The organism is Streptomyces changanensis, from assembly GCF_024600715.1.
Classification (GTDB): Bacteria; Actinomycetota; Actinomycetes; order Streptomycetales; family Streptomycetaceae; genus Streptomyces; species Streptomyces changanensis.
Genome location: NZ_CP102332.1, coordinates 3,964,317 through 3,984,790 on the forward strand (window position 1 = coordinate 3,964,317; position 20,474 = coordinate 3,984,790).

The window sequence follows — 20,474 nt, forward strand, 5'->3', positions numbered from 1 at the left end:
CGGTGGGGATAACCCCACCCCGTCCGTGGCACGGCTGACGGGCCGGGTGGTACCAGGGCCTAGACTCCCGTGCGTACAGATCGCCGATCGGCGCCCGCGGGGGCAGGAAGAGAGAGGGACGGACGTGCCGGAACAGACCGGACTCGCGGCCGACTACTTCCAGAGCTACTCGGCCGTCGGGCTCCTCGCCGTCGTCGGCGTGCTCTTCGTGGCCGTCGCGTTCACGGCCGGGCGGCTGCTGCGCCCCGTCGTGCCGACGCCGGAGAAGCTGATGACGTACGAGTGCGGCGTCGACCCCGTGGGGGAGGGCTGGGCCCACACCCAGGTCCGCTACTACGTCTACGCCTTCCTCTACGTGATCTTCGCGGTCGACTCGATCTTCCTCTTCCCGTGGGCGACCGTCTTCGCCGAGCCCGGGTACGGCGCCACCACGCTGGTCGAGATGTTCGTCTTCCTCGGCTTCCTGGCCGTGGGACTGCTCTACGCGTACAAGAAGGGCGTCCTGACATGGACGTGAACCCCGGCGCCACCCCCGAGCCCGTGACCTCCGCGCAGGCGACGGCCGCGCAGCCCGTGCTCCTGCCCGAGCCGAAGCGGCTCGGCGTCCTGTCGCGGCTGGCCCCCGAACCCATGAAGGTGGTCCTCAACTGGGGCCGCCGCTACAGCCTGTGGGTCTTCAACTTCGGCCTCGCCTGCTGCGCCATCGAGTTCATCGCGGCGTCGATGGCCCGCCACGACTTCATCCGGCTCGGCGTGATCCCCTTCGCGCCCGGCCCCCGCCAGGCCGACCTGATGATCGTCTCCGGGACGGTCACCGACAAGATGGCCCCCGCGGTGCGGCGGCTGTACGAGCAGATGCCGGAGCCCAAGTACGTCATCTCGTTCGGTGCCTGCTCCAACTGCGGCGGCCCGTACTGGGACTCGTACTCCGTCACCAAGGGCGTCGACCAGATCATCCCCGTCGACGTGTACGTGCCGGGCTGCCCGCCGCGGCCCGAGGCGCTGCTCCAGGGCATCCTGAAGCTCCAGGAGAAGATCGCCCGGGAGTCGCTCGGCGAGCGGTACGGGCACGGCACCGGGCGGCCCGACACCGCCGCCCTCCGCAGCGGCCTGGTCACCCCGCCGCCGCCCGCGTCCGCAGGCGGTGCCCGGTGAACGCCTACGACACCCTGCCCGACGCCGTCACCGACGTCTTCGGCGCGGAGGCGACCGCCGAGCGGGCGTACGACCTGCTGACGGTCGACGTCCCGGCCGCAGCGTGGACCACCGCGCTGGAGACCGCGCGGGACGCGCTGGGCTGCACCTACTTCGACTGGCTGAGCGCCGTCGACGAGCCCGGCATCGGCTTCCGCGTCTGCGCCCACGTCGCCGCCCTGGAGGGCGGCACCGTCCGCCGCCTCATGCTGCGCACCACCGTCCCGCACGACGCGCCCGTCCTGCCCACCGCGGTCGGCGTGTACGCGGGCGCCGGCTGGCACGAGCGCGAGACGCACGAGATGTTCGGCGTCACCTTCGAGGGCCACCCGAACCCCGCGCACCTGCTGCTCCCGGAGAACTTCGAAGGCCACCCGCTCCGCAAGGACTTCGTCCTCGCCGCGCGCGTCGCCAAGGCGTGGCCGGGCGCCAAGGAGCCGGGCGAGCCCGCGGCGGGCGCGGCGCACGGCGGCCCCAAGCGGCGCCAGATGCTGCCGCCCGGCGTGCCCGACCCCAACGAGTGGGGCCCGCTGAAGGGCCAGCTCCCGCCCGCCCCGGCCCGCCCCGCCCGCGCCGCGCGCGCCGCCGGCGACCGACCGGTACGCCGGACCCGCACGGCGGGCGAGGGCTCCGGCAGCCAGGGCACCGCGGCACCCGGCACGTCGGGGGGCGCGGCCGCCCCCACGCCCGGTAGCCCGTCCGGCGGCGCGCAGGGTGCCGCCGCGGCGGGGCCCGGTACCGCGGCGCCCGGCGTTCCGGCGTCCGGGCCCGGTACCGCGGCGCCGGCGCCCGCCACCCCGCCCGCGGAGGGCGCCGGCGCCCCGGAGGCCCCCGCAGCGCCCGCCACGCCTCCGGCCGCCCCGCCCGGTACGGCACCGGGTGGCGCCGCCCGGCCGCCGCGCCGCGCCCGTACGGCGGGCGAGGGCTCGGCCAGTCAGCGCCGGAGCCCCACCGAGGGCGAGGGCCCGGCCGACCAGGCTCCGGCGGCGCCCCCGCGCACCCGCAGCGCGGACGCCCCGTGGAACAACCCGCGCCCCGCCTTCGAGCCCCCCGACCCCGCCGCCCCGCCACGACCGACCCCGGAGCAGGGCCCGGCCCAGGACCGGACCGGTGACCCGGCCCCGGCCCCGGACCCGGACTCGGACCCGGGCCCGGAGCAGGACCCGGGCCCGGAGCAGGACCCGGGCCAGGAGCAGGACCCCGCCCCCGACCGACGACGCCCCGAAGGAGACGACGCGTGAACGACGCACTCGACGTCGCCCTCCGCCTGGTCGTCGTCTTCGCCGTGTTCCTGGTGCTGCCCCTGGTGATCGGCCAGACGGAGCACAAGGTGATGGCGCACATGCAGGGCCGCCTCGGCCCCATGTACGCCGGCGGCTTCCACGGCTGGGCGCAGCTCGTCGCCGACGGCGTGAAGTTCGCGCAGAAGGAGGACGTGGTCCCGGCCGCCGCCGACCGCCGCGTCTTCCAGCTCGCGCCCGCCGTCGCGCTCCTCCCGTACCTCCTCGTGCTCGTCGCCATCCCGATCGGCCCCGATGAGGGCGCGGTCGGCGTGGTCGTCGACGCGGGCGTCTTCTTCGTCCTCGCCGTGATGGGCGTCGGCGTCCTCGGCTCGCTCATGGCGGGCTGGGCGTCCGCCAACAAGTTCTCCCTCCTCGGCGGTCTCCGTACCGCCGCGCAGCTCCTCGCCTACGAACTGCCCATGCTGCTCGCCGCCGCCTCCGTCGCGATGGCGGCGGGGACGGTCTCCCTCCCCGGCATCCTCGACGCGTTCGAGTGGTGGTGGCTGCCGTGGCAGATCGTGGGCGCGCTGGTCTTCTTCGTCGCGGGCCTGGCCGAGCTCCAGCGCCCGCCGTTCGACATGCCCGTCGCCGACTCGGAGATCATCTTCGGGGCGTACACCGAGTACACGGGTCTGCGCTTCGCCCTGTTCCTGCTCGCCGAGTACGCGGGCATCGTCGTCCTGTGCGGTCTGACCACCGTCCTCTTCCTCGGGGGCTGGCACGGCCCGTTCGGCGCCGACGGCCTCGGCTGGGTGTGGACGCTGCTGAAGGCGGCCGTCCTCGCCTTCGTCGTCATCTGGCTGCGGGTGAGCTACCCGCGGCTGCGCGAGGACCAGCTCCAGAGGCTCGCCTGGACCACGCTCGTGCCGCTCGCGCTCGCCCAGATCGCCCTCACCGGCGTCGTCAAGGTGGTGATCCAGTAATGGCCCCGATCCCCGGATCCGGCCTGGCCAAGGGCCTCGCCGTCACCCTCCGGACGATGACGAGGAAGAGCCACACCGCGCAGTACCCGGACGTCCAGCCCGAACTCCCGCCGCGCAGCCGCGGCGTCATCGGTCTGTTCGAGGAGAACTGCACGGTCTGCATGCTGTGCGCCCGCGAGTGCCCCGACTGGTGCATCTACATCGACTCCCACAAGGAGACGGTGCCGGCCGCCGCGCCCGGCGGACGGGAGCGCAGCCGCAACGTCCTCGACCGGTTCGCGATCGACTTCTCGCTCTGCATGTACTGCGGCATCTGCATCGAGGTGTGTCCTTTCGACGCGCTGTTCTGGTCGCCGGAGTTCGAGTACGCGGAGACGGACATCCGCGACCTCACCCACGAGCGGGACAAGCTCCGCGAGTGGATGTGGACCGTGCCGGAGCCGCCCGCGCTGGACGCCGGCGCGGAGGAGCCGAAGGAGCTCGTCGCGGCCCGCAAGGCAGCCGAGAAGCTCGCCACCCAGCAGGCCGCCACGACCCAGCCCGCCCCACCCGCCACCCCGGGCGCGCCGACCACCCCGTCCACCCCCGGCCTCGACGCCCCGAGCGCCCCGGGTGCCCCCGACGTCCCGGGCGCCCCCGGCACCCCCCGCGAGGGAGGCACCGCATGACCCCCGCCACGGCGCCCGCCGCCATGACCCTCGCGGCCGGCCACGGCTTCCTCTCGCCCACCGGAACGGAGATCGCGTTCCTCCTCGTCGGCGTCGTCACCCTCGGCGCCGCGGTGATCACGGTCACCACCCGTCAGCTCGTCCACGCCGCGCTCTGGCTGGTGGTCGCCCTCGGCGGGATCGCCGTCGAGTACCTGCTCCTCACGGCCGAGTTCATCGCCTGGGTCCAGGTGCTGATCTACGTCGGCTCCGTCGTCGTCCTCCTCCTCTTCGGTCTCATGCTCACGAAGGCCCCCATCGGCCGCTCCCCGGACGCGGACTCCGGCAACCGGCCCGCCGCCCTCGCCGTGGCGGTGGCCGCCGCGGCCGCCCTCGTCTGGGTGGTCGTGGACGCCTTCCGCACCACCTGGATCGACCTCGACGGTCCGGTCCAGGGCAGCACCCGGGTCACCGGGGAGATGCTCTTCCGTAACTGGGTGCTGCCCTTCGAGGCGCTCTCCGTCCTGTTGCTCGCCGCGCTCGTCGGCGCGATCGTCCTCTCCCGCAAGGGCGACTCCGGGGCGGAGGGGAAGCGCTGATGCACCTCGCCTATCCGGCCGTCCTCGCCGTGCTGCTCTTCTGCACCGGCCTGTACGGCGTCCTCGCCCGGCGCAACGCCATCCTGGTCCTGATGTCCGTCGAGCTGATGCTCAACGCCGTCAACCTCAACCTGGTCGCCTTCGACGTCTGGCTGCGCGACACCCTCCACGCGGGACAGGCGCTGACCCTCTTCACCATCGCCATCGCCGCCGCCGAGATCGGCATCGGCCTGGCCATCGTGCTGATGGTCCACCGCAGCCGCGGCACCGCCGACATCGACCGGCTCCGCGACAACGCCGAGACCCCGGGCGGCGACGGGGCCGCCCACGAGCAGACCGGCAAGAAGGCTGAGGCCACCGCGTGACCACCACGACCCTCGCCGTCCTCGTCCCCCTCCTTCCGTTCCTCGGCGCGGCCGCCGGCCTCCTCCTGGGCCGCACCGCACCCGGCTTCGTACGGCCCCTGGCCGTCCTGCCGACCGTCGCCGCGTTCGTCCTGGCCGTGCTGGTCGCCGCGCGCCAGGGCGGTGGGAAGGCCGTCGACGCGGCCACCCAGCTCACCCCGACCGGCTCGGTCCCCATCGACCTGGCCCTGCACATCGACGGCTTCGCCGCCCTCACGGCCGTCCTCGTCGGCCTGGTCGCGTCCTGCGTGCAGATCTACTCGACCGCCTACCTGCGCGACGACCCCCGCTACCCGTCGTACGCGGCGCTCGTCTCCCTCTTCACCTCCGCGATGCTGCTCGTCGTCTACTCCGGCGACCTGATGGTGCTGCTGGTCGGCTGGGAGGTCATGGGCGTCTGCTCGTACTTCCTCGTCGGCCACTACTGGGAGACGCCCGAGGCGCGGGCCGCCTCCCTGAAGGCGTTCCTCGTCACGAAGCTCGGCGACGTCCCGTTCCTCCTCGGCCTGTTCGCCCTCGCCGCCGACGCCGGGACGTTCCGGATCACCGGGGTCCTCGGGGCCGTCGCAGCGGGCGGCCTCGACCACCCCACCCTGGTCGCGCTGCTGCTCCTCGCCGGTGTCGCGGGAAAGTCGGCCCAGTTCCCGCTGCACACCTGGCTCCCGGACGCGATGGCCGGCCCGACGCCGGTCTCCGCGCTCATCCACGCCGCGACGATGGTCGCCGCCGGCATCTACTTCGTCGCGCGCCTCCTCCCGGTCTTCGCCGCCTCCGCGGCCGCCCTGACCGTCCTCGCCGTGATGGCCGCGCTGACCATGGTCGGCTCGGCCCTCGCCGCGCTCGCCCAGGACGACATCAAGCGGGTCCTCGCCTACTCGACCATCGGCCAGCTCGGCTACATGTCGGGCGCCCTGGCCGTCGGCGACCGCGGCGCCGCCGTCTTCCACCTCCTCTCGCACGGCGCCTTCAAGGCGGTCCTCTTCCTCGCCGCGGGCGTGGTCATCCACGCCGCCGGCACCAACTCGCTGGCCGCCATGTCCCGCATGAGCGGCCTCGCCCGCCGCATCCCCGACGCGTACTGGACGATGACGGTCGCCCTCCTCGCGCTCGCCGCGATCCCGCCGTTCGCGGGCTTCTTCTCCAAGGAGGCCGTCCTCGTCGCCGCCGAGCACACCGCGCTCGGCGACCGGGACGTCGCCCCCGCCGGGGCGGGCTGGATCGTCCTCGTGGCCGGTCTCCTCACCGCCCTCCTCACCGCCGCCTACGCGACGCGCCTGTGGCTGCTCGCCTTCCGCGGCCGCGGGGAAGAGGCCCCCGACCACGGCCGTCAGCCGCTCGCCATGAGCGCCGTCCTGTGGGTGCTCGCGGTCCCCTCGCTCGCCTTCGGCCTGGCCGTCACCTCCCTCGACGACTGGTTCGACGGCCACGCCCTCACGCCGACCACCACCACCGCGGTCCTGGGCACGGGCACCGCCCTCGCCGGCGGCCTGATCACGTACGCCGCCTGGCGCCGGGTCACCACCCGCGCCGCGCACGTCCCGCTCGGCGCCGTCGCCGCCCACCCCGAGGCGGAACCCGCCGTCTCCGAGGCCGAGGCGATCACCACCCACACCCCGGCCTACGGCTCGATCGCCTCCGCGCCCGACCCCGCCGACCCCGGACGCCTCCTCCTCGGCCCGCTCCACCGGCACGCGGCGACCGGTTTCCACCTGGACGCCCTCTACACCGCCGTGTTCGTACGCCCCGTCCGGGCGGCGGCCTCGCTGGTCCGCTTCCTCGACCGCGAGGTCGTCGACACCTACGTACGCGGAGCGGGCGCCACGACCGGTCTGCTCGGGGCGGCCGTGCGCCGCGCCCAGACCGGCAACGTGCAGACCTACCTCAGCGTCCTGCTCGCCGGTTCCGTCGTCCTGGCGGTCGCCGCCGTCCTCGTCGCCGCCGGAGCGTGAGCCGTGATCGATATGAGCGAATCCGTGATGCAGTTCCTCCTGGCGTTCATCGTCGCCGCGCCCCTCCTCGGCGCCGTCGCGGCGCTCCTGCCGGCCCCGCCCGGACTCAAGGGGACGTCACCCGACCAGGCCGTCCTGCGCCACGGCGTGACCGTCACCGGCGCGGTCCTGGCCGCCGCCATCGCCCTGACACTCGGCTTCGACCACGACAACGCGTCGAGGATGCAGGCCACGACGGACATCAGCTGGATCCCCGCCCTGGACGTGCGGATCCACCTCGGTGTCGACGGCATCTCCCTCCCCCTCCTGGTCCTGACCGCGCTGCTGACCTTCCTCTGCGCGCTGTACAGCTACGCCAAGCCCCCCGCGGGCCCCGCCCCGAAGGCCTTCGTCGCGCTGCTGCTCGTCCTGGAGGCCGGCACGCTGGCCACCTTCGCCGTCCTGGACCTGCTGCTGTTCTTCCTCGCCTTCGAGATGGTGCTCATCCCGATGTACTTCCTCATCGCCCGCTGGGGCGGCGAGGGCCGACAGGCGGCCGCCTGGAAGTTCATCCTCTTCACCCTCCTCGGCTCGGTCGTCATGCTGCTCGGCCTGCTCCTCGTCGGACTGAAGGCGGGCACGTTCGACATGGTGGCACTCGCCACTGACAACGGCCGCGCGCTGAGCACGTCGCTGCAGGTCATCGCCGTCCTCGCGATCGGCGTGGGGCTCGCGGTGAAGACGCCGATGTGGCCGCTGCACAGCTGGCTGCCGGACGCGCACACCGCCGCGCCCACCGTCGGCTCGGTCCTCCTCGCCGGCGTCCTCCTCAAGATGGGAACGTACGGTTTCGTCCGGATCGTCCTGCCGATCGCGCCCGACGGCATGCACGTCTTCGCCCCGTACCTCGCCGCCTTCGCCGTCGCCGGGATCATCTACGGGTCACTCGCCTGCCTCGCGCTCGCCAGGAGCGGCGCCCGGGGCGACCTGAAGCGCCTCATCGCCTACTCCTCCGTCGGCCACATGGGCTTCGTGCTCCTCGGCATCGCCAGCATGACCCCCACCGGCGTCAACGGCGCGCTCTTCGCCAACATCGCGCACGGCCTGATCACCGGGCTCCTCTTCTTCCTCGTCGGCGCCGTGAAGGACCGCTTCGGCACCGCGGACCTCGACACCCTCGCCGGCGCGACCGGCGCCGCGCTGTACGGCCGCGCGCCCCGCCTCGGCGGCCTCCTCGCCTTCGCCGCCGTCGCCTCCCTCGGACTCCCCGGGCTGGCCGGCTTCTGGGGCGAGATGCTCGCGATGTTCGGCGCGTTCCAGCCCGCCGAGGGCCTCAGCCGCCCCGCGTTCCTCACGTACACGGCCATCGCGTGCTTCGGCACGCTGCTCACCGCCGCGTACCTCCTCGTCGTCGTGCGCCGCGTCTGCATGGGTGCCCGGCCCACCGCCGACCAGCCAGCCGTCGCAGATGTCCGGGGCCACGAGTTCGCCGCGTGGACCCCGCTGGCCGCCCTCACCGTCCTCGCCGGCCTCTGGCCCGCGGTCCTCCTCGGCCTCACCGACCCGGCCGTGCAGCAGCTTCTCGCAGGAGGCAAGTCGTGACCGCCGCAGCCGTGACCGGCCCGCCCGTGACCGCCACCGACCTCGCCGCGCCGGCCGCCGCGCCCGCCGCCGACGTCGTCCAGGCCGTCGACTGGGTGGCCATCGCGCCGCCGACCGTCGTCGCCGTCGTCGCCCTCGCCGTGCTCGTCGCCGACCTGTTCCTCCCGCCGCGGCGCAAGCCGGTCCTCGCCTGGGCGGCGATCGCCGGCCTCGTCGCCGCGCTCGCCACGCTGGTGCCCCTGCGCGCCGGCGACCGCTCCACCTTCTGCCTGACCGGGGCCCCGGACGCCTGCAGCTACACCGCCGACCACTTCACGCTGGCCATCCAGCTCCTCGTCCTCGGCGGCGCCCTGCTGACGGCGCTCCTGTCCGTCACGCTCACCAAGGACGAGCTCCCGGCGGGCGAGTACTGGTTCCTGCTGCTGTCCTCCGCGGCCGGCGCGGCCCTGCTGCCCGCCTCGCGGGACCTGGCCACCCTCGTCGTCGCCCTGGAGGTGGCCTCGCTCCCGGCCTTCGCGCTCGTCGGCCTGAAGCGCGGCGACCGCATGTCCGGGGAGGCGGCGCTGAAGTTCTTCCTCTCCTCCGTCACGGCGACCGCCGTCACCCTCCTCGGCGTGAGCTTCGTGTACGCCGCGACCGGCACCCTCCACCTGACGGAGATCGCCGGGCAGCTCGACGACGTCCCCGCACAGCTCGGCACGCTCGCCAAGGCGGGCGTCGCCCTCACCCTGGTCGGCTTCGCCTTCAAGACGGCGGCCGCGCCCTTCCACTTCTGGGTGCCCGACACCTACGTGGGCGCCCCCCTGCCGGTCGCCGCGTACCTGTCCGTCGTCGGCAAGGCGGTCGGCTTCACCGGCCTCGTCCTGGTGACGGTCGTCGCCTTCCCGTCGTACGCCGACGTGTGGGGTCCGGCGCTCGCCGTACTGGCCGCCCTCACGATGACCGTCGGCAACGTCGCCGCGCTGCGGCAGGCCCCCACGCGCGCGTGGAGCGCGGTCCGCCTCCTCGCCTGGTCGTCCGTGGGACAGGCGGGCTACCTCCTGGTCCCGATCGCCGCCGCCGCGTACTCCAGTGACGACCAGGTCGGCGCCACCGTCGCGTACGCGCTGGTGTACGCCGTCGTGAACCTCGGGGCCTTCGCGGTCGCCGCCGTCGTCGCCCGCACCCACCCCGCGAACCGGATCGCCGACTACCGGGGCCTGTACGCCACCCGGCCGGTGACCGCCCTCGCCATGGGCTTCTTCCTGCTGTGCCTGGCGGGCCTGCCGCCCGGCGTCATCGGCCTCTTCGCCAAGGTCGTCGTCTTCTCCGCCGCGGTGGACGCGGGCCTCGGCTGGCTCGCCGTCGTGATGGGCGTCAACGTCGTCATCGCCCTCTACTACTACCTGCGCTGGACCGCCGTCCTGTTCCGGGCACCGGAGGCCGCCCCCACCGAGGAGGCGGAGGCTCCGGTACGGCACCGGGTGCCCGCCGGCCTCACCGTGGTGGTGGCGCTGACCGCCGTCGGCGGTGTGCTGCTCTCGGGTTACCCGCAGCTGGTGCTCCGCTTCGCGGCGACCACGCTGTTCTGACCCGCCCGCGCCCGCGCGCCCGGCCCCGGCCCGACCGGGGCCGGGCGCGCACGCAACCCTCCCGCACCGGGACTCGCCCCGCGCGCGAGCCCCCGCCGCAAGCCCCGGCGCGCGCCCTCCGGGACCCTCACGCCCCGCCCTGGACCGGCCCACGATCTGCGCCAAGCCGGCCCACGCCCGGCCCTGTACCGCCCACGCCCCGCCCAAGCCGGCCCATGCTCCCGCGCGTCACCCGTCCGGCGCAGCGCCCGCCCCGGCGCGCGCAAGGGAACCAGCCACTCCCGCCTCGCGTTGACCAGTACGGGAGGGTCCACTGGACAGTGGAGCAACACCAGCGAAGGGTTCCCCTGCCGCACCACTTGGAGGGCGTACCGTGCACCGCCGGCACAACGGGCTGAGGACCGCCGTACTCCTCGGAGGACTGTCCGCGATCATCATCGTGATCGGCGGCCTCTTCGGGCGCACGGGCCTGGTCGTCGCCGTCCTGGTCGCTCTCGGAACGAACGCGTACGCCTACTGGAACAGCGACAAGCTCGCCCTGCGCGCGATGCGGGCCCGCCCGGTCAGCGAGTTCGAGGCGCCGCAGCTCTACCGGATGGTCCGCGAGCTCTCCACCCAGGCCCGACAGCCGATGCCGAGGCTCTACATCTCCCCGACCCAGGCCCCCAACGCCTTCGCGACGGGCCGCAACCCCCGCAACGCCGCCGTCTGCTGCACCGAGGGCATCCTGCGCCTCCTCGACGAGCGTGAACTGCGCGGCGTCATCGGACACGAGCTGAGCCACGTCTACAACCGGGACATCCTCATCTCGTCGGTCGCCGGAGCCCTCGCCTCCGTGATCGTGTTCCTGGTGAACTTCGCCTGGCTCATCCCGATCGGGCGCTCGGACGACGACGAGGGCCCCGGCCTCCTCGGCATGCTGCTGATCATGATCCTGGGTCCGCTCGCCGCGTCGGTCATCCAGCTGGCGGTCAGCCGCTCCCGCGAGTACGAGGCGGACGCGTCCGGCGCCCGGCTCACCGGCGACCCGCTCGCCCTCGCCGCCGCCCTGCGGAAGCTGGAGGCCGGCACGCAGCGACTGCCCCTGCCCCCCGAGCCGCGGATCGAGACGGCGAGCCACATGATGATCGCCAACCCGTTCCGGCCCGGACAGGGCATGTCCCGCATGTTCTCCACCCACCCGCCGATGGCGGAACGCATCGCCCGGCTCGAGCAGATGGCAGGCCACCGCCCGTGAAGACGATCCTCAACCTCATCTGGCTGGTGCTCAGCGGCTTCTGGCTCTTCCTCGGCTACCTCGCGGCCGGTCTGCTGCTGTGCGTCACGATCATCGGCATACCGTTCGGCGTCGCCGCCTTCCGCATCGGCGGCTACGCCCTCTGGCCCTTCGGCCGTACCGTCGTCGACCGGCGGGACGCGGGCGCGCCCTCCTTCGTCGCGAACGTCCTGTGGCTCGTCCTGGCGGGCTGGTGGCTGGCCCTCGGCCACATCGTCACCGGCATCGCCCTGTGCGTGACGATCATCGGCATCCCGCTCGGCATCGCGAACTTCAAGCTGATCCCGGTCTCCCTCCTGCCGCTCGGCAAGGACATCGTCTCCAGCAACCAGCCGTTCACGGCCCGCTGACCAGAGTTATCCACAGGCTGTGACGGCTGTCGCCCGAGTGCTGCACCATGGACTCATGACCGACTACGCACCGTCACGACACGCGCCCCGTCGACGCACGCCGTCACGGCCCACGTCGCCCGGACACACGCGGTCGTCGACCCGGGCGGCCTCCGGACCACGCCGCACCCCTCACCACCGCGCCCGCATATGACGCCGGGTCGGCCGCCGCGCCGCTAGCGACCCCGCCCAGGCCGCTCCGGCTGCCCGGTCCGCCCGGACCGTCCGTCGACGCCCGCCCGCACGGCGTACAGCGCCGCTCCCACCGCCAGCACGGCCGCACCCGCCAGCACCGAGCCGAGCGGCAGGGAGAAGGCCAGCACCAGGCACCCCGCGAGGCCCCCCGCGGCGAGCAGGCGCACCCGGGACGCCCCCGCCGTGAGCGTCCACGCCGAGGCGTTGGCGATCGCGTAGTAGACGAGCACGCCGAAGGACGAGAAGCCGATCGCCTCCCGCAGGTCGGCGGTCGCCGCCACCACCGCGACGACCGCGCCCACCACGAGCTCGGCGCGGTGCGGCACCCCGAAGCGGGGGTGGACGGCCGCGAGCCCCCGCGGCAGGTGCCCGTCCCGCGCCATGGCCAAGGCCGTACGGGACACCCCGAGGACCAGCGCCAGCAGCGAGCCCAGCGCCGCCACCGCCGCGCCCACCCGCACCACCGGCACCAACCCGTCGGCTCCCGCCGCGCGCACGGCGTCGGCCAGGGGCGCCGATGCCCCGGCCACCCCACCCGCACCCAGCACGGAGAGGACGGACACGGCCACACACGCGTACACCACCAGAACGATCCCCAACGCCACCGGGACCGCACGCGGGATCGTCCGCCCGGGATCGCGGACCTCCTCGCCGAGCGTCGCGATCCTGGCGTACCCCGCGAACGCGAAGAACAGCAGCCCCGCCGCCTGCACCACCCCACCCACCGAGACGTCGCGCCCCGGCCCCAGCCGGCCGAGGTCCGCCGCTTCCGAACCGAGGGAGGACACCACCACGGCGGCCAGCACGGCCAACACCACCGCCACGATCCAGCGCGTCACCCACGCCGACTTCTGCACCCCGCCGTAGTTCACCGCCGTCAGCGCCACGACCGCCGCCACCGCCACGGAGTGGGCCTGCCCCGGCCACAGGTACACGCCCACCGTCAGCGCCATCGCCGCGCACGACGCCGTCTTGCCCACGACGAACGCCCAGCCCGCCAGGTACCCCCAGAAAGGACCAAGCCGCTCCCGCCCGTAGACGTACGTGCCGCCCGACGCCGGATAGCGCGCGGCCAGCCGAGCCGAGGCCATCGCGTTGCAGTAGGCGACGGCCGCGGCGAGCGCCAGGCCCAGGAGCAGCCCGCTCCCGGCCGCCCGCGCGGCCGGCCCGAGCGCCGCGAAGATCCCGGCGCCCAGCATCGCGCCCAGACCGACCATGACCGCGTCGAAGAGCCCGAGCGACCGTCGCAGAGTGCGTACCATGCGCCGCACCCTACTGACCTGCGCAACCACCCGACCCACCCCGGGCGTCCTCCAGGGCAGACACACCACGCGAACCGCATGAACGGCCCAACGGCGACCACGCCCCGACGGCGACGACGCCCCGGCTGCGACCCCGGTCCAACGGGGAGCACGCCGCAACGACCACCCCGGTGCAACGGGGACCACGGCCCGACGGCCGGCCCGACGGCTTCCACAGCCCCAGGCCACCACAGCCCCAGGCCACCACAGCCCCACACGGCCCCGATGGAAGGAACACGCGTGAGCGTCATCAGCTGGATCGTCCTGGGCCTGCTCGCCGGCGTCGTCGCCAAGGTGCTGCTCCCCGGCCGCGACCCCGGCGGCCTGATCGGCACGACCCTCATCGGCATCGCCGGCGCGTTCACCGGCGGCTGGATATCGGCCCGGTACCTGGACCGGCCGATCAGCAACGACTTCTACGACGGCGCGACCTGGCTCGCGGCCATCGGTGGCTCCCTCGTCCTGCTGATCGCCTACCGGATCCTGTTCGGCCACTCCAGGCCCCGCTGACCCCGCCCCCGACCCCGGGGTCACCCGGCTCCCGGGAGCCCCGTCTCCCGCAGGGTGAGGTTCAACCGCCCCGCCCTCATCCCCGACTCCGGATCCCCGGTGCCCGGGTACACCTTCGGCACCCCGTGGTACGCGAACCGTGACGGCCCGCCGAAGACGAACAGGTCCCCCGACTCCAGCAGCACATCGGTGTACGGCCGCCCTCGCGACTCGGTGTTCCCGAACCGGAACAGGCAGCTGTCGCCGATGCTCAGGGACACCACCGGGGCCGAGGAACGCTCCTCGCGGTCCTGGTGCATGCCCATGCGGGCGTCCCCGTCGTAGAAGTTGACCAGCGCGGCGTCAGGCGCGTACCGCACGCCGTCCGTTCCGGCGCCGCCGGCTTCGACCTCCCCCTCCGCGCCCTCCCCGTAGGCAGCGGCCACCGCCTCCCGCCCGAGGTCCCCGAGCCACCCGGGGAAGGGCGCGACCGGCGCCCCGTTCACGTCGTCCGCCGTCCGTGAGTACCGGTACGGCAGCCAGTGCCAGCCCAGGCACACGGTCTGCACCGACATCACCCCGCCGCCCGGCAGCGCGGTGTGCCTGAGCGGCACCGGACCCCGCGCCCATGCGCGGCACGCCTCGACCAACTCCCGCCGGCGCTCCACCGACAGCCAGCCCGGCACGTGCACCGCCCCCGGCGCCACCTCGGCGCGGCCGCCGCCCAGCGGGAACAACGCCTGCGTCACCGGACCAGCGCGCCCTCGATGCCGAGGAGGCGCTCCTTGCGCTCCGGCCCCGCCGCGTAGCCGCGCATCGAACCGTCCGCCCCGATCACCCGGTGGCAGGGCCGCACCACCAGCAGCGGGTTGCGCCCGATCGCGGTCCCCACGGCCCGTACTCCGGCACCCGAGACCCCCACCCGCGCCGCGACCTCCCCGTACGAGGCGGTGGTGCCGTACGGGATGTCCTCCACCGCCCGCCAGACGCGCCGCTGGAACTCGCTGCCGATCCCACCGGCCGCCACCGGCAGGTCGAACACCCGCCGCCGTCCCGCGAAGTACTCCTCCAGCTGCGCCGCGACCGGCACGAAGGCCCCCGGCGCGTGCCGCCACCCCTCGCGCACGGCGACCGCGCCCTTCTGCTCCGGCAGGGACAGGGAGACGAGCGCGACAGCGCCGTCCCCGCTCTCCTCGCCCACCAGCAACATGGCGCCCAACGGCCCCTCGACCCGCGCGTACACCGTCATGGTCGGTCCCTTCTTCCCCCACCAGTCTGTGCCGCGCCGCCCACCCGCCGCTGGCGGAAATCCGACATCAGGCACCCCCGTGACGAGGCGGGGGCGGACCGGCCACCGGCCGTGTCCGCCCCCGTCCCGCCCGGAACACCGCACGCGTCAGCGGTAGTTCACGAACTGCAGCGCGAAGTCGAAGTCCTTGCCCTTCAGCAGGGCGATCACGGCCTGCAGGTCGTCGCGGTTCTTCGAGCTGACCCGCAGCTCCTCGCCCTGCACCTGCGCCTTGACGCCCTTGGGGCCCTCATCGCGGATGATCTTCGCCACCTTCTTGGCGTTCTCCTGCGAGATGCCCTCCTGGATCGTCGCGAAGATCTTGTACTCCTTGCCGGAGAGCTGCGGCTCGCCCGTCTCCAGCGACTTCAGCGAGATCCCGCGCTTGACCAGCTTGGTCTCGAAGACGTCCTGGATCGCCTTGACCCGGTCCTCGGAGTTCGCCTGCATCAGGATCTTCTCGCCGGACCAGGAGATCGACGCGCCGACGTTCTTGAAGTCGTAGCGCTGGGAGATCTCCTTCGCCGCCTGGTTGAGGGCGTTGTCGACCTCCTGCCGCTCGACCTTCGAGACGATGTCGAAACTGGAGTCGGCCATGTCCTGTGGCTCCTTGCGTCGGGTGGTTGCGAGGGCGGCGGCCCAGCGCCGACCGCCACCCCAAGCCTAGCCACCCCCACCCGCCCCACGTACTGATCGAAATCGGTGGCGAACCACCCCCCGGGATCAGGTATCGTTTACGTCGTTGCCAGGGAGCAACGCCGAAAGGCGGAGCACCAAGGCGACATCCCATGGCGGTGTGCCCGAGTGGCCAATGGGAGCGGACTGTAAATCCGTCGGCTTAGCCTACCCAGGTTCGAATCCTGGCGCCGCCACGCGACGACCCCCGTCGCTCTGCTGGAACGCAGAGCGACGGGGGTCTTTTCGTGTGGCTGTCAGTTGCCGGCTACGGCCTTCGTGGCGACCGGGATCGGGGTCGAGCCGCTGATCAGTTCCAGGGTCAGGCCCGCGGTGCCCGGGGTGTCGAGGAGTTCGGCGATGGCCGCCGCCACGTCGTCGCGGGGGATCGGGCCGCGGCCGGTGGAGGCCTCCAGGCGGACCAGGCCCGTGCCCGCGTCGTCGGTGAGCATGCCGGGGCGCAGAATCGTCCAGTCCAGGCTCGTCTTGCCGCGGACGTGCGCGTCGGCGGCGCCCTTCGCGCGCAGGTACGCGTCGAAGACCTCGTCGCCCCGGTGGTCCGGGTCGGCGCCCATGCTGGACACCACGACGAGCCGCCGCACTCCAGCCCGTTCCGCCGCGTCCGCGAACAGGACCGCCGCGTCCCGGTCCACGGTCTCCTTGCGGTCCACGCCGCTGCCCGGGCCCGCGCCCGCGGCGAAGACCGCCGCGTCGGCGCCCTGCAGTACCGCGGCGACCATTTCCAGGGACGCCGACTCCATGTCCAGGACGACCGGTTCGGCGCCCGCCTCCCGCAGGGCGTCGGCCTGCTCCGGTTTGCGGATGATGCCCGCGACCTCGTGTCCGGCCGCCGCCAGCAGGCGCTCCAGGCGCCGCGCGATCCGACCGTGTCCTCCAGCGATGACGATGCGCATGCTCACGACCGTACGGCGCCGGAGCGCGGAACGCTCACGGAGGTGCGTCCGGCCGGGCCTGGCGCGGCAGTTCCAGCGCCGCCGCCGAGTCGCAGTACTCGCGCACCGCGCTCGTCCGGGCCACGACCCGGCCCCGGTGCACGACGATCCGGCTGTACGCGAGGGAGAGCACCCCCGCCAGCCGTTCCCCGCGCACCGCCAGCAGCTCCGCGGGGAACCCGGCCTCCACCCGTACCGCCGGCAGCCCCATCGCCTCCCGGGCCGCCTCGCTGACGGCGCCGTACGCCTCCGCCGGGCGCAGCCCGCCCTGCGACACCAGCAGGTACGCGGCCTCCAGGGGGTCGCCACGCCCCACCGGGTTCGCCACGTCCCGCAGGGCGCCGCTGCCCGCGGCGATCCGCACCCCCGCCGACCGCAGCAACCGCACCGGCGCGGCCCCGCGCACCTCCGTGCCCGAGCAGCCGCCCTGCGGCAGGCACACCACCGTCACCCCGGCCGCCGCCAACTGGTCCGCGACCCGGGCGCGGGCGTCGGCGGGCAGGCGCGACAGGGCGCCGCACGGCCCGATCGACACCCCGGGCCGCAGCCCGCCCGCCATCGCCGCCAGCCGGGCCAGCCGCGCCGGGTCGTCCCCGTCCGTGTGCAGGTCGACGGGGCAGCCGTGCTCCGCGGCCACCTCCAGCACCGCCTCCACGTACCCCGCCGGGTCCGGGTCCAGGTCCGGGCAGCCGCCCACGACCGACGCGCCCATCTTCACCGCGTCCCGCAGCATCGCCAGCCCGTCCGCGCCCGCCACGCCGGTCAGCAGCCGGGGCACGGCGACCGCCGTCAGGTCGGCCAGTCCCCGCAGCGAGCGCCGCGTCTGCAGCGCCGCCTCCAGCGACGCCAGCCCCTGGACGTCGCCGATCCGGACGTGCGCGCGCAGCGCCGTCGCCCCGTGCCCCAGCTGGAGCAGCGTCGCCTCCGTGGCGCGTCGTCGGACGTCCTCGGCGGCGTACGGGACGGGGCCGGGGACATCGCCGCTGAGGGCCGTGTCGGCGTGCGCGTGCGGTTCGGCGGGGGCCGGCAGCAGGAGGTACCCGACGAGGTCCACGCGGGCGCCGTGCGCGCCGAGGCTGCCGGGCGTGCCGACGGCCTCGATGCGCCCGCTGCTGAGCCGTACGTCGACGGTCCGCCCGTCGGTGAGGCGGGCGCCGCTCAGCAGCAGCGCGGTCGTGTCGGTGGTGGCGCCCTCGGGCGGCCGCGGCTGCTGGCTGTCGGAGGACATCGGGCTCCTGGGGGAGTGGGCAGGTGGTGCGGGTGGTCACGTGGGGAGAGGGGCTGGTCGCGCAGCGTGAGGCGAGCCTAGGGTGCCGCCGTCCGGCCTTCGAGGAGGAGCGCAATAGTCGTACCGGCGTGGGACACGCGTGACGTACGGGGCGTCGCTACGGAGCGTGAGCAGGGCGCGCGGGCGTCGCGTGCGTGGGGCGGGCGGGTCGGATGGGCCGGGCAGGTCGGACGGGCCCGGTGGGGCGGACGGGTCGGATGGACCCGATGGGTCGGACGGGCCGGGCGGGGCGGGCAGGTCGGACGGGCCCGGTGGGTCGGGCAGGTCGGACGGGCCCGGTGGCCCGGACGGGTCGAGACGGGTGCGTGCGTGGGGTCCGCCCGGGCGGGTCGGACGGGCCGGGTCGCCGCGGGCGCGGGTGCCGCCTGGGCGGGTGTCCAGGGCGGAGGAGCGGGGGAGCGAGGTCCGGTGCGGCGGAGAGGTGCCGCGGCCGGCGAAGGCGCGCGACATGCGGCGGAGAGGGTGCGGCACGTGGAGCGGGGCGGGGGATGCGCGGGGCGTGTGACCGCCCCGTGACGGGCCGGGCGCGTCCGGACGAACCGGACCGCGACGGGCCTGTTCGGGCCCGAGCCGGGAGGGCGGCAAACGGATTTGGGTGAACGGCCACCGACCGTGTAATGTCTTCATCGCTCGCCCCAATAGCTCAGTCGGCAGAGCGTCTCCATGGTAAGGAGAAGGTCTACGGTTCGATTCCGTATTGGGGCTCTGGTGTGGGGAGAACCTCGCCTTCGGGTGAGGTGATCCATACATCAAAGCGGTGTAGCTCAGTCGGTAGAGCAAGCGGCTCATAATCGCTGTGTCACCGGTTCAAGTCCGGTCACCGCTACTCCCAGTAGCCGATTGTGGGGTCGGTCCTTCGATCGGCTACTCTTTTCTGCGTTCCATCCGTCCATTTGTCCGTCAAGGAGCACTCACGTGGCTGCCACCGACGTCCGCCCGAAGATCACGCTGGCCTGCGTGGAGTGCAAGGAGCGGAACTACATCACCAAGAAGAACCGGCGTAACAACCCGGACCGTCTTGAGATGAAGAAGCACTGCCCGCGCTGCAACGCGCACACTGCGCACCGCGAAACGCGCTAAGAACAGGCTCGTACACGAGGCCGTCCCCATCGGGGGCGGCCTCGTGTCGTTTCCCTCCACGCACGACCGCACCACCCCAGCACCATCGCACCACCCGCACACCCCACCGCAACCTCACCGAGCCGGCACCACGGCCGGCCCCAGACAGGACCGCAGGAGGTACCGCGTCCATGGCGCTCGACCAGTCCTTCGTCGGGCGGAGCTACCCGCCCACCACGCCGTACGAGGTCGGCCGGGAGAAGATCCGCGAATTCGCCGAGGCCGTCGGCGACGCGAACCCGGTGTACACCGACACGGAGGCCGCGAAGGCGCTCGGACACCCCGAGGTGATCGCCCCGCCCACGTTCGTGTTCGCCATCACGTTCAAGGCGGCCGGCCAGGTCATCGCCGACCCGCAGCTGGGGCTCGACTACAGCCGGGTCGTGCACGGCGACCAGAAGTTCGCGTACAGCCGTCCCGTACGGGCCGGGGACCGCCTGTCGGTCACCTCCACCATCGAGGCGATCAAGTCCCTCGCGGGCAACGACATCCTCGACATCCGGGGCGAGGTGCACGACGAGGCCGGTGAGCACGTGGTGACCGCCTGGACGAAGCTCGTGGCGCGCGCCGCAGAGGAGGCGTGAGGAACATCATGACCGCGAAGATCGCATTCGACGAGGTCGAGGTCGGCACGGAGCTGCCGGCCCAGAGCTTCCCGGTGACCCGCGCCACACTGGTGCGGTACGCGGGCGCCTCCGGGGACTTCAACCCCATCCACTGGAACGAGCGGTTCGCCCGCGAGGTCGGCCTGCCGGACGTCATCGCGCACGGCATGTTCACGATGGCCTCGGCCGTACGCGTCGTCACCGACTGGGTCGGCGACCCCGCCGCGGTCGTCGAGTACGGCGTCCGCTTCACCAAGCCGGTCATCGTGCCCGACGACGAGCAGGGCGCCCTGATCGAGGTCAGCGCGAAGGTCGCCGCGAAGCTGGACGACGGCCGGGTCCGCGTCGACCTCACCGCCACCAGCGCGGGTCAGAAGGTCCTCGGCATGTCCCGTGCGGTGGTCCAGCTCGCCTGACGCGGCCACCGGGCCGGCCCGCCTGACGCGGGCCGGCCGCCGGGACGGCGGGGCGCAGCGCACGATCGCCCCGCCCCACCGCCACCCGCCGCCCCTGGCGTCAGGCCCGCCCCGGCGCGAGACGCGCCCCGCCGTCCCGTACGGCCCCACGCCTGCCGCTCGCCCTCCAGTACCCGGCCCTCGTCTCGCCCGGCGCCCGGCATCACCAGCCGCGCCCCGGCCGCCCGTAGGGGCCCGGTCTCAGGCCCCGCCCGCCTACGGCTCAGACGCCGGACCCGCCGCCTGTACGGACGGACGCCCGGTGCCCGGCCCAAGCCGTGCCCCGGCGC

At 73.9% G+C, this 20,474-nt stretch carries 22 protein-coding genes and 3 tRNA genes; 19 read left to right on the forward strand and 6 right to left on the reverse strand.

The genetic code is table 11. From position 1 onward, the window contains the following. The first annotated feature begins 124 nt into the window (after window positions 1–124). The 12 genes from NRO40_RS17675 (at window position 125) to NRO40_RS17730 (ending at window position 11,777) form a co-directional block, all read left to right on the forward strand. Window positions 125–517: an NADH-quinone oxidoreductase subunit A gene (locus tag NRO40_RS17675; protein WP_058944763.1), complete on the forward strand. Its 393-nt coding sequence runs from the start codon at window positions 125–127 to the stop codon at window positions 515–517. Then, window positions 508–1,155, forward strand: a complete 648-nt coding sequence (locus NRO40_RS17680) for an NADH-quinone oxidoreductase subunit B (RefSeq protein WP_058944762.1) — start codon at window positions 508–510, stop codon at window positions 1,153–1,155. Before NRO40_RS17675 ends, NRO40_RS17680 begins: the two co-directional genes overlap by 10 nt. After that, window positions 1,152–2,435: an NADH-quinone oxidoreductase subunit C gene (locus tag NRO40_RS17685; RefSeq protein ID WP_257375444.1), complete on the forward strand. Its 1,284-nt coding sequence runs from the start codon at window positions 1,152–1,154 to the stop codon at window positions 2,433–2,435. The genes NRO40_RS17680 and NRO40_RS17685 overlap by 4 nt, the downstream gene beginning before the upstream one ends. Then, window positions 2,432–3,400, forward strand: a complete 969-nt coding sequence (locus NRO40_RS17690) for a complex I subunit 1/NuoH family protein (RefSeq protein WP_058942683.1) — start codon at window positions 2,432–2,434, stop codon at window positions 3,398–3,400. Before NRO40_RS17685 ends, NRO40_RS17690 begins: the two co-directional genes overlap by 4 nt. Beyond that, complete coding sequence (locus NRO40_RS17695) at window positions 3,400–4,068, forward strand: NuoI/complex I 23 kDa subunit family protein (RefSeq protein WP_058942684.1); 669 nt, start codon at window positions 3,400–3,402, stop codon at window positions 4,066–4,068. The genes NRO40_RS17690 and NRO40_RS17695 overlap by 1 nt, the downstream gene beginning before the upstream one ends. After that, window positions 4,065–4,646 carry an NADH-quinone oxidoreductase subunit J family protein gene (locus NRO40_RS17700; RefSeq protein WP_198549358.1) on the forward strand — a complete coding sequence of 194 codons (582 nt, stop codon included), beginning with the start codon at window positions 4,065–4,067 and terminating at the stop codon, window positions 4,644–4,646. Before NRO40_RS17695 ends, NRO40_RS17700 begins: the two co-directional genes overlap by 4 nt. Continuing rightward, window positions 4,646–5,011: an NADH-quinone oxidoreductase subunit NuoK gene (nuoK, locus tag NRO40_RS17705; RefSeq protein WP_058942685.1), complete on the forward strand. Its 366-nt coding sequence runs from the start codon at window positions 4,646–4,648 to the stop codon at window positions 5,009–5,011. Before NRO40_RS17700 ends, nuoK begins: the two co-directional genes overlap by 1 nt. Further along, entirely contained in the window at window positions 5,008–6,999 is a 1,992-nt protein-coding gene (locus NRO40_RS17710) for an NADH-quinone oxidoreductase subunit 5 family protein (protein ID WP_058942686.1), read from the forward strand. The genes nuoK and NRO40_RS17710 overlap by 4 nt, the downstream gene beginning before the upstream one ends. A 27-nt stretch (window positions 7,000–7,026) precedes the next feature. Then, a complete protein-coding gene (locus NRO40_RS17715; RefSeq protein WP_058942687.1) occupies window positions 7,027–8,580 on the forward strand; it encodes an NADH-quinone oxidoreductase subunit M in 1,554 nt (517 codons plus the stop codon). Window positions 8,581–8,606: 26 nt separating this feature from the next. Then, a complete protein-coding gene (locus tag NRO40_RS17720; RefSeq protein ID WP_058942727.1) occupies window positions 8,607–10,151 on the forward strand; it encodes an NADH-quinone oxidoreductase subunit N in 1,545 nt (514 codons plus the stop codon). Between the two features lie 373 nt (window positions 10,152–10,524). After that, a complete protein-coding gene (gene htpX / locus NRO40_RS17725; protein ID WP_058942688.1) occupies window positions 10,525–11,388 on the forward strand; it encodes a zinc metalloprotease HtpX in 864 nt (287 codons plus the stop codon). Next, window positions 11,385–11,777, forward strand: a complete 393-nt coding sequence (locus NRO40_RS17730; RefSeq protein ID WP_058942689.1) for a YccF domain-containing protein — start codon at window positions 11,385–11,387, stop codon at window positions 11,775–11,777. The genes htpX and NRO40_RS17730 overlap by 4 nt, the downstream gene beginning before the upstream one ends. Before the next feature lie 215 nt (window positions 11,778–11,992). Here the strand turns inward: NRO40_RS17730 and NRO40_RS17735 are convergent, their stop codons facing one another. Next, window positions 11,993–13,273, reverse strand: a complete 1,281-nt coding sequence (locus NRO40_RS17735; protein ID WP_058942690.1) for an APC family permease — start codon at window positions 13,271–13,273, stop codon at window positions 11,993–11,995. A gap of 279 nt (window positions 13,274–13,552) precedes the next feature. On the opposite strand from NRO40_RS17735, the gene NRO40_RS17740 reads away from it, so the two are divergent. Next, complete coding sequence (locus NRO40_RS17740) at window positions 13,553–13,822, forward strand: GlsB/YeaQ/YmgE family stress response membrane protein (protein ID WP_058942691.1); 270 nt, start codon at window positions 13,553–13,555, stop codon at window positions 13,820–13,822. Window positions 13,823–13,842: 20 nt separating this feature from the next. Here NRO40_RS17740 and NRO40_RS17745 read toward each other — a convergent pair whose 3' ends face one another. The 3 genes from NRO40_RS17745 to NRO40_RS17755 all read right to left on the reverse strand — a co-directional run bounded on the left by NRO40_RS17745 (window position 13,843) and on the right by NRO40_RS17755 (window position 15,686). Beyond that, the gene (locus tag NRO40_RS17745; RefSeq protein ID WP_058942692.1) at window positions 13,843–14,550 is read right to left on the reverse strand and encodes an alpha-ketoglutarate-dependent dioxygenase AlkB family protein; all 708 of its coding nucleotides are present in this window, start codon (window positions 14,548–14,550) and stop codon (window positions 13,843–13,845) included. Next, window positions 14,547–15,050 (reverse strand): methylated-DNA--[protein]-cysteine S-methyltransferase, encoded by a 504-nt coding sequence (locus NRO40_RS17750; protein WP_058942693.1) that lies wholly within the window; start codon window positions 15,048–15,050, stop codon window positions 14,547–14,549. Before NRO40_RS17750 ends, NRO40_RS17745 begins: the two co-directional genes overlap by 4 nt. A 147-nt stretch (window positions 15,051–15,197) precedes the next feature. Beyond that, a complete protein-coding gene (locus NRO40_RS17755; protein ID WP_058942694.1) occupies window positions 15,198–15,686 on the reverse strand; it encodes a YajQ family cyclic di-GMP-binding protein in 489 nt (162 codons plus the stop codon). 193 nt (window positions 15,687–15,879) lie between these two features. On the opposite strand from NRO40_RS17755, the gene NRO40_RS17760 reads away from it, so the two are divergent. Then, window positions 15,880–15,961, forward strand: a tRNA-Tyr gene (locus NRO40_RS17760). A 60-nt stretch (window positions 15,962–16,021) separates the two neighbouring features. Here the strand turns inward: NRO40_RS17760 and NRO40_RS17765 are convergent. Continuing rightward, window positions 16,022–16,678, reverse strand: a complete 657-nt coding sequence (locus NRO40_RS17765; RefSeq protein ID WP_058942695.1) for an SDR family oxidoreductase — start codon at window positions 16,676–16,678, stop codon at window positions 16,022–16,024. Between the two features lie 34 nt (window positions 16,679–16,712). Further along, window positions 16,713–17,945 (reverse strand): amidohydrolase family protein, encoded by a 1,233-nt coding sequence (locus NRO40_RS17770; protein ID WP_058942696.1) that lies wholly within the window; start codon window positions 17,943–17,945, stop codon window positions 16,713–16,715. Window positions 17,946–18,637: 692 nt separating this feature from the next. On the opposite strand from NRO40_RS17770, the gene NRO40_RS17775 reads away from it, so the two are divergent. The 5 genes from NRO40_RS17775 (at window position 18,638) to NRO40_RS17795 (ending at window position 20,145) form a co-directional block, all read left to right on the forward strand. Further along, window positions 18,638–18,710: transfer RNA gene (locus NRO40_RS17775), tRNA-Thr, on the forward strand. A 48-nt stretch (window positions 18,711–18,758) separates the two neighbouring features. Further along, a tRNA-Met gene (locus tag NRO40_RS17780) sits at window positions 18,759–18,831 on the forward strand. Window positions 18,832–18,920: 89 nt separating this feature from the next. Then, window positions 18,921–19,085, forward strand: coding sequence for a 50S ribosomal protein L33 (rpmG, locus tag NRO40_RS17785; protein WP_003948671.1), 165 nt, complete (start codon window positions 18,921–18,923; stop codon window positions 19,083–19,085). A 170-nt stretch (window positions 19,086–19,255) separates the two neighbouring features. Then, entirely contained in the window at window positions 19,256–19,708 is a 453-nt protein-coding gene (locus NRO40_RS17790) for a MaoC family dehydratase N-terminal domain-containing protein (protein ID WP_058942697.1), read from the forward strand. Between the two features lie 8 nt (window positions 19,709–19,716). Beyond that, window positions 19,717–20,145: a MaoC family dehydratase gene (locus NRO40_RS17795; RefSeq protein WP_058942698.1), complete on the forward strand. Its 429-nt coding sequence runs from the start codon at window positions 19,717–19,719 to the stop codon at window positions 20,143–20,145. Window positions 20,146–20,474 lie beyond the last annotated feature (329 nt).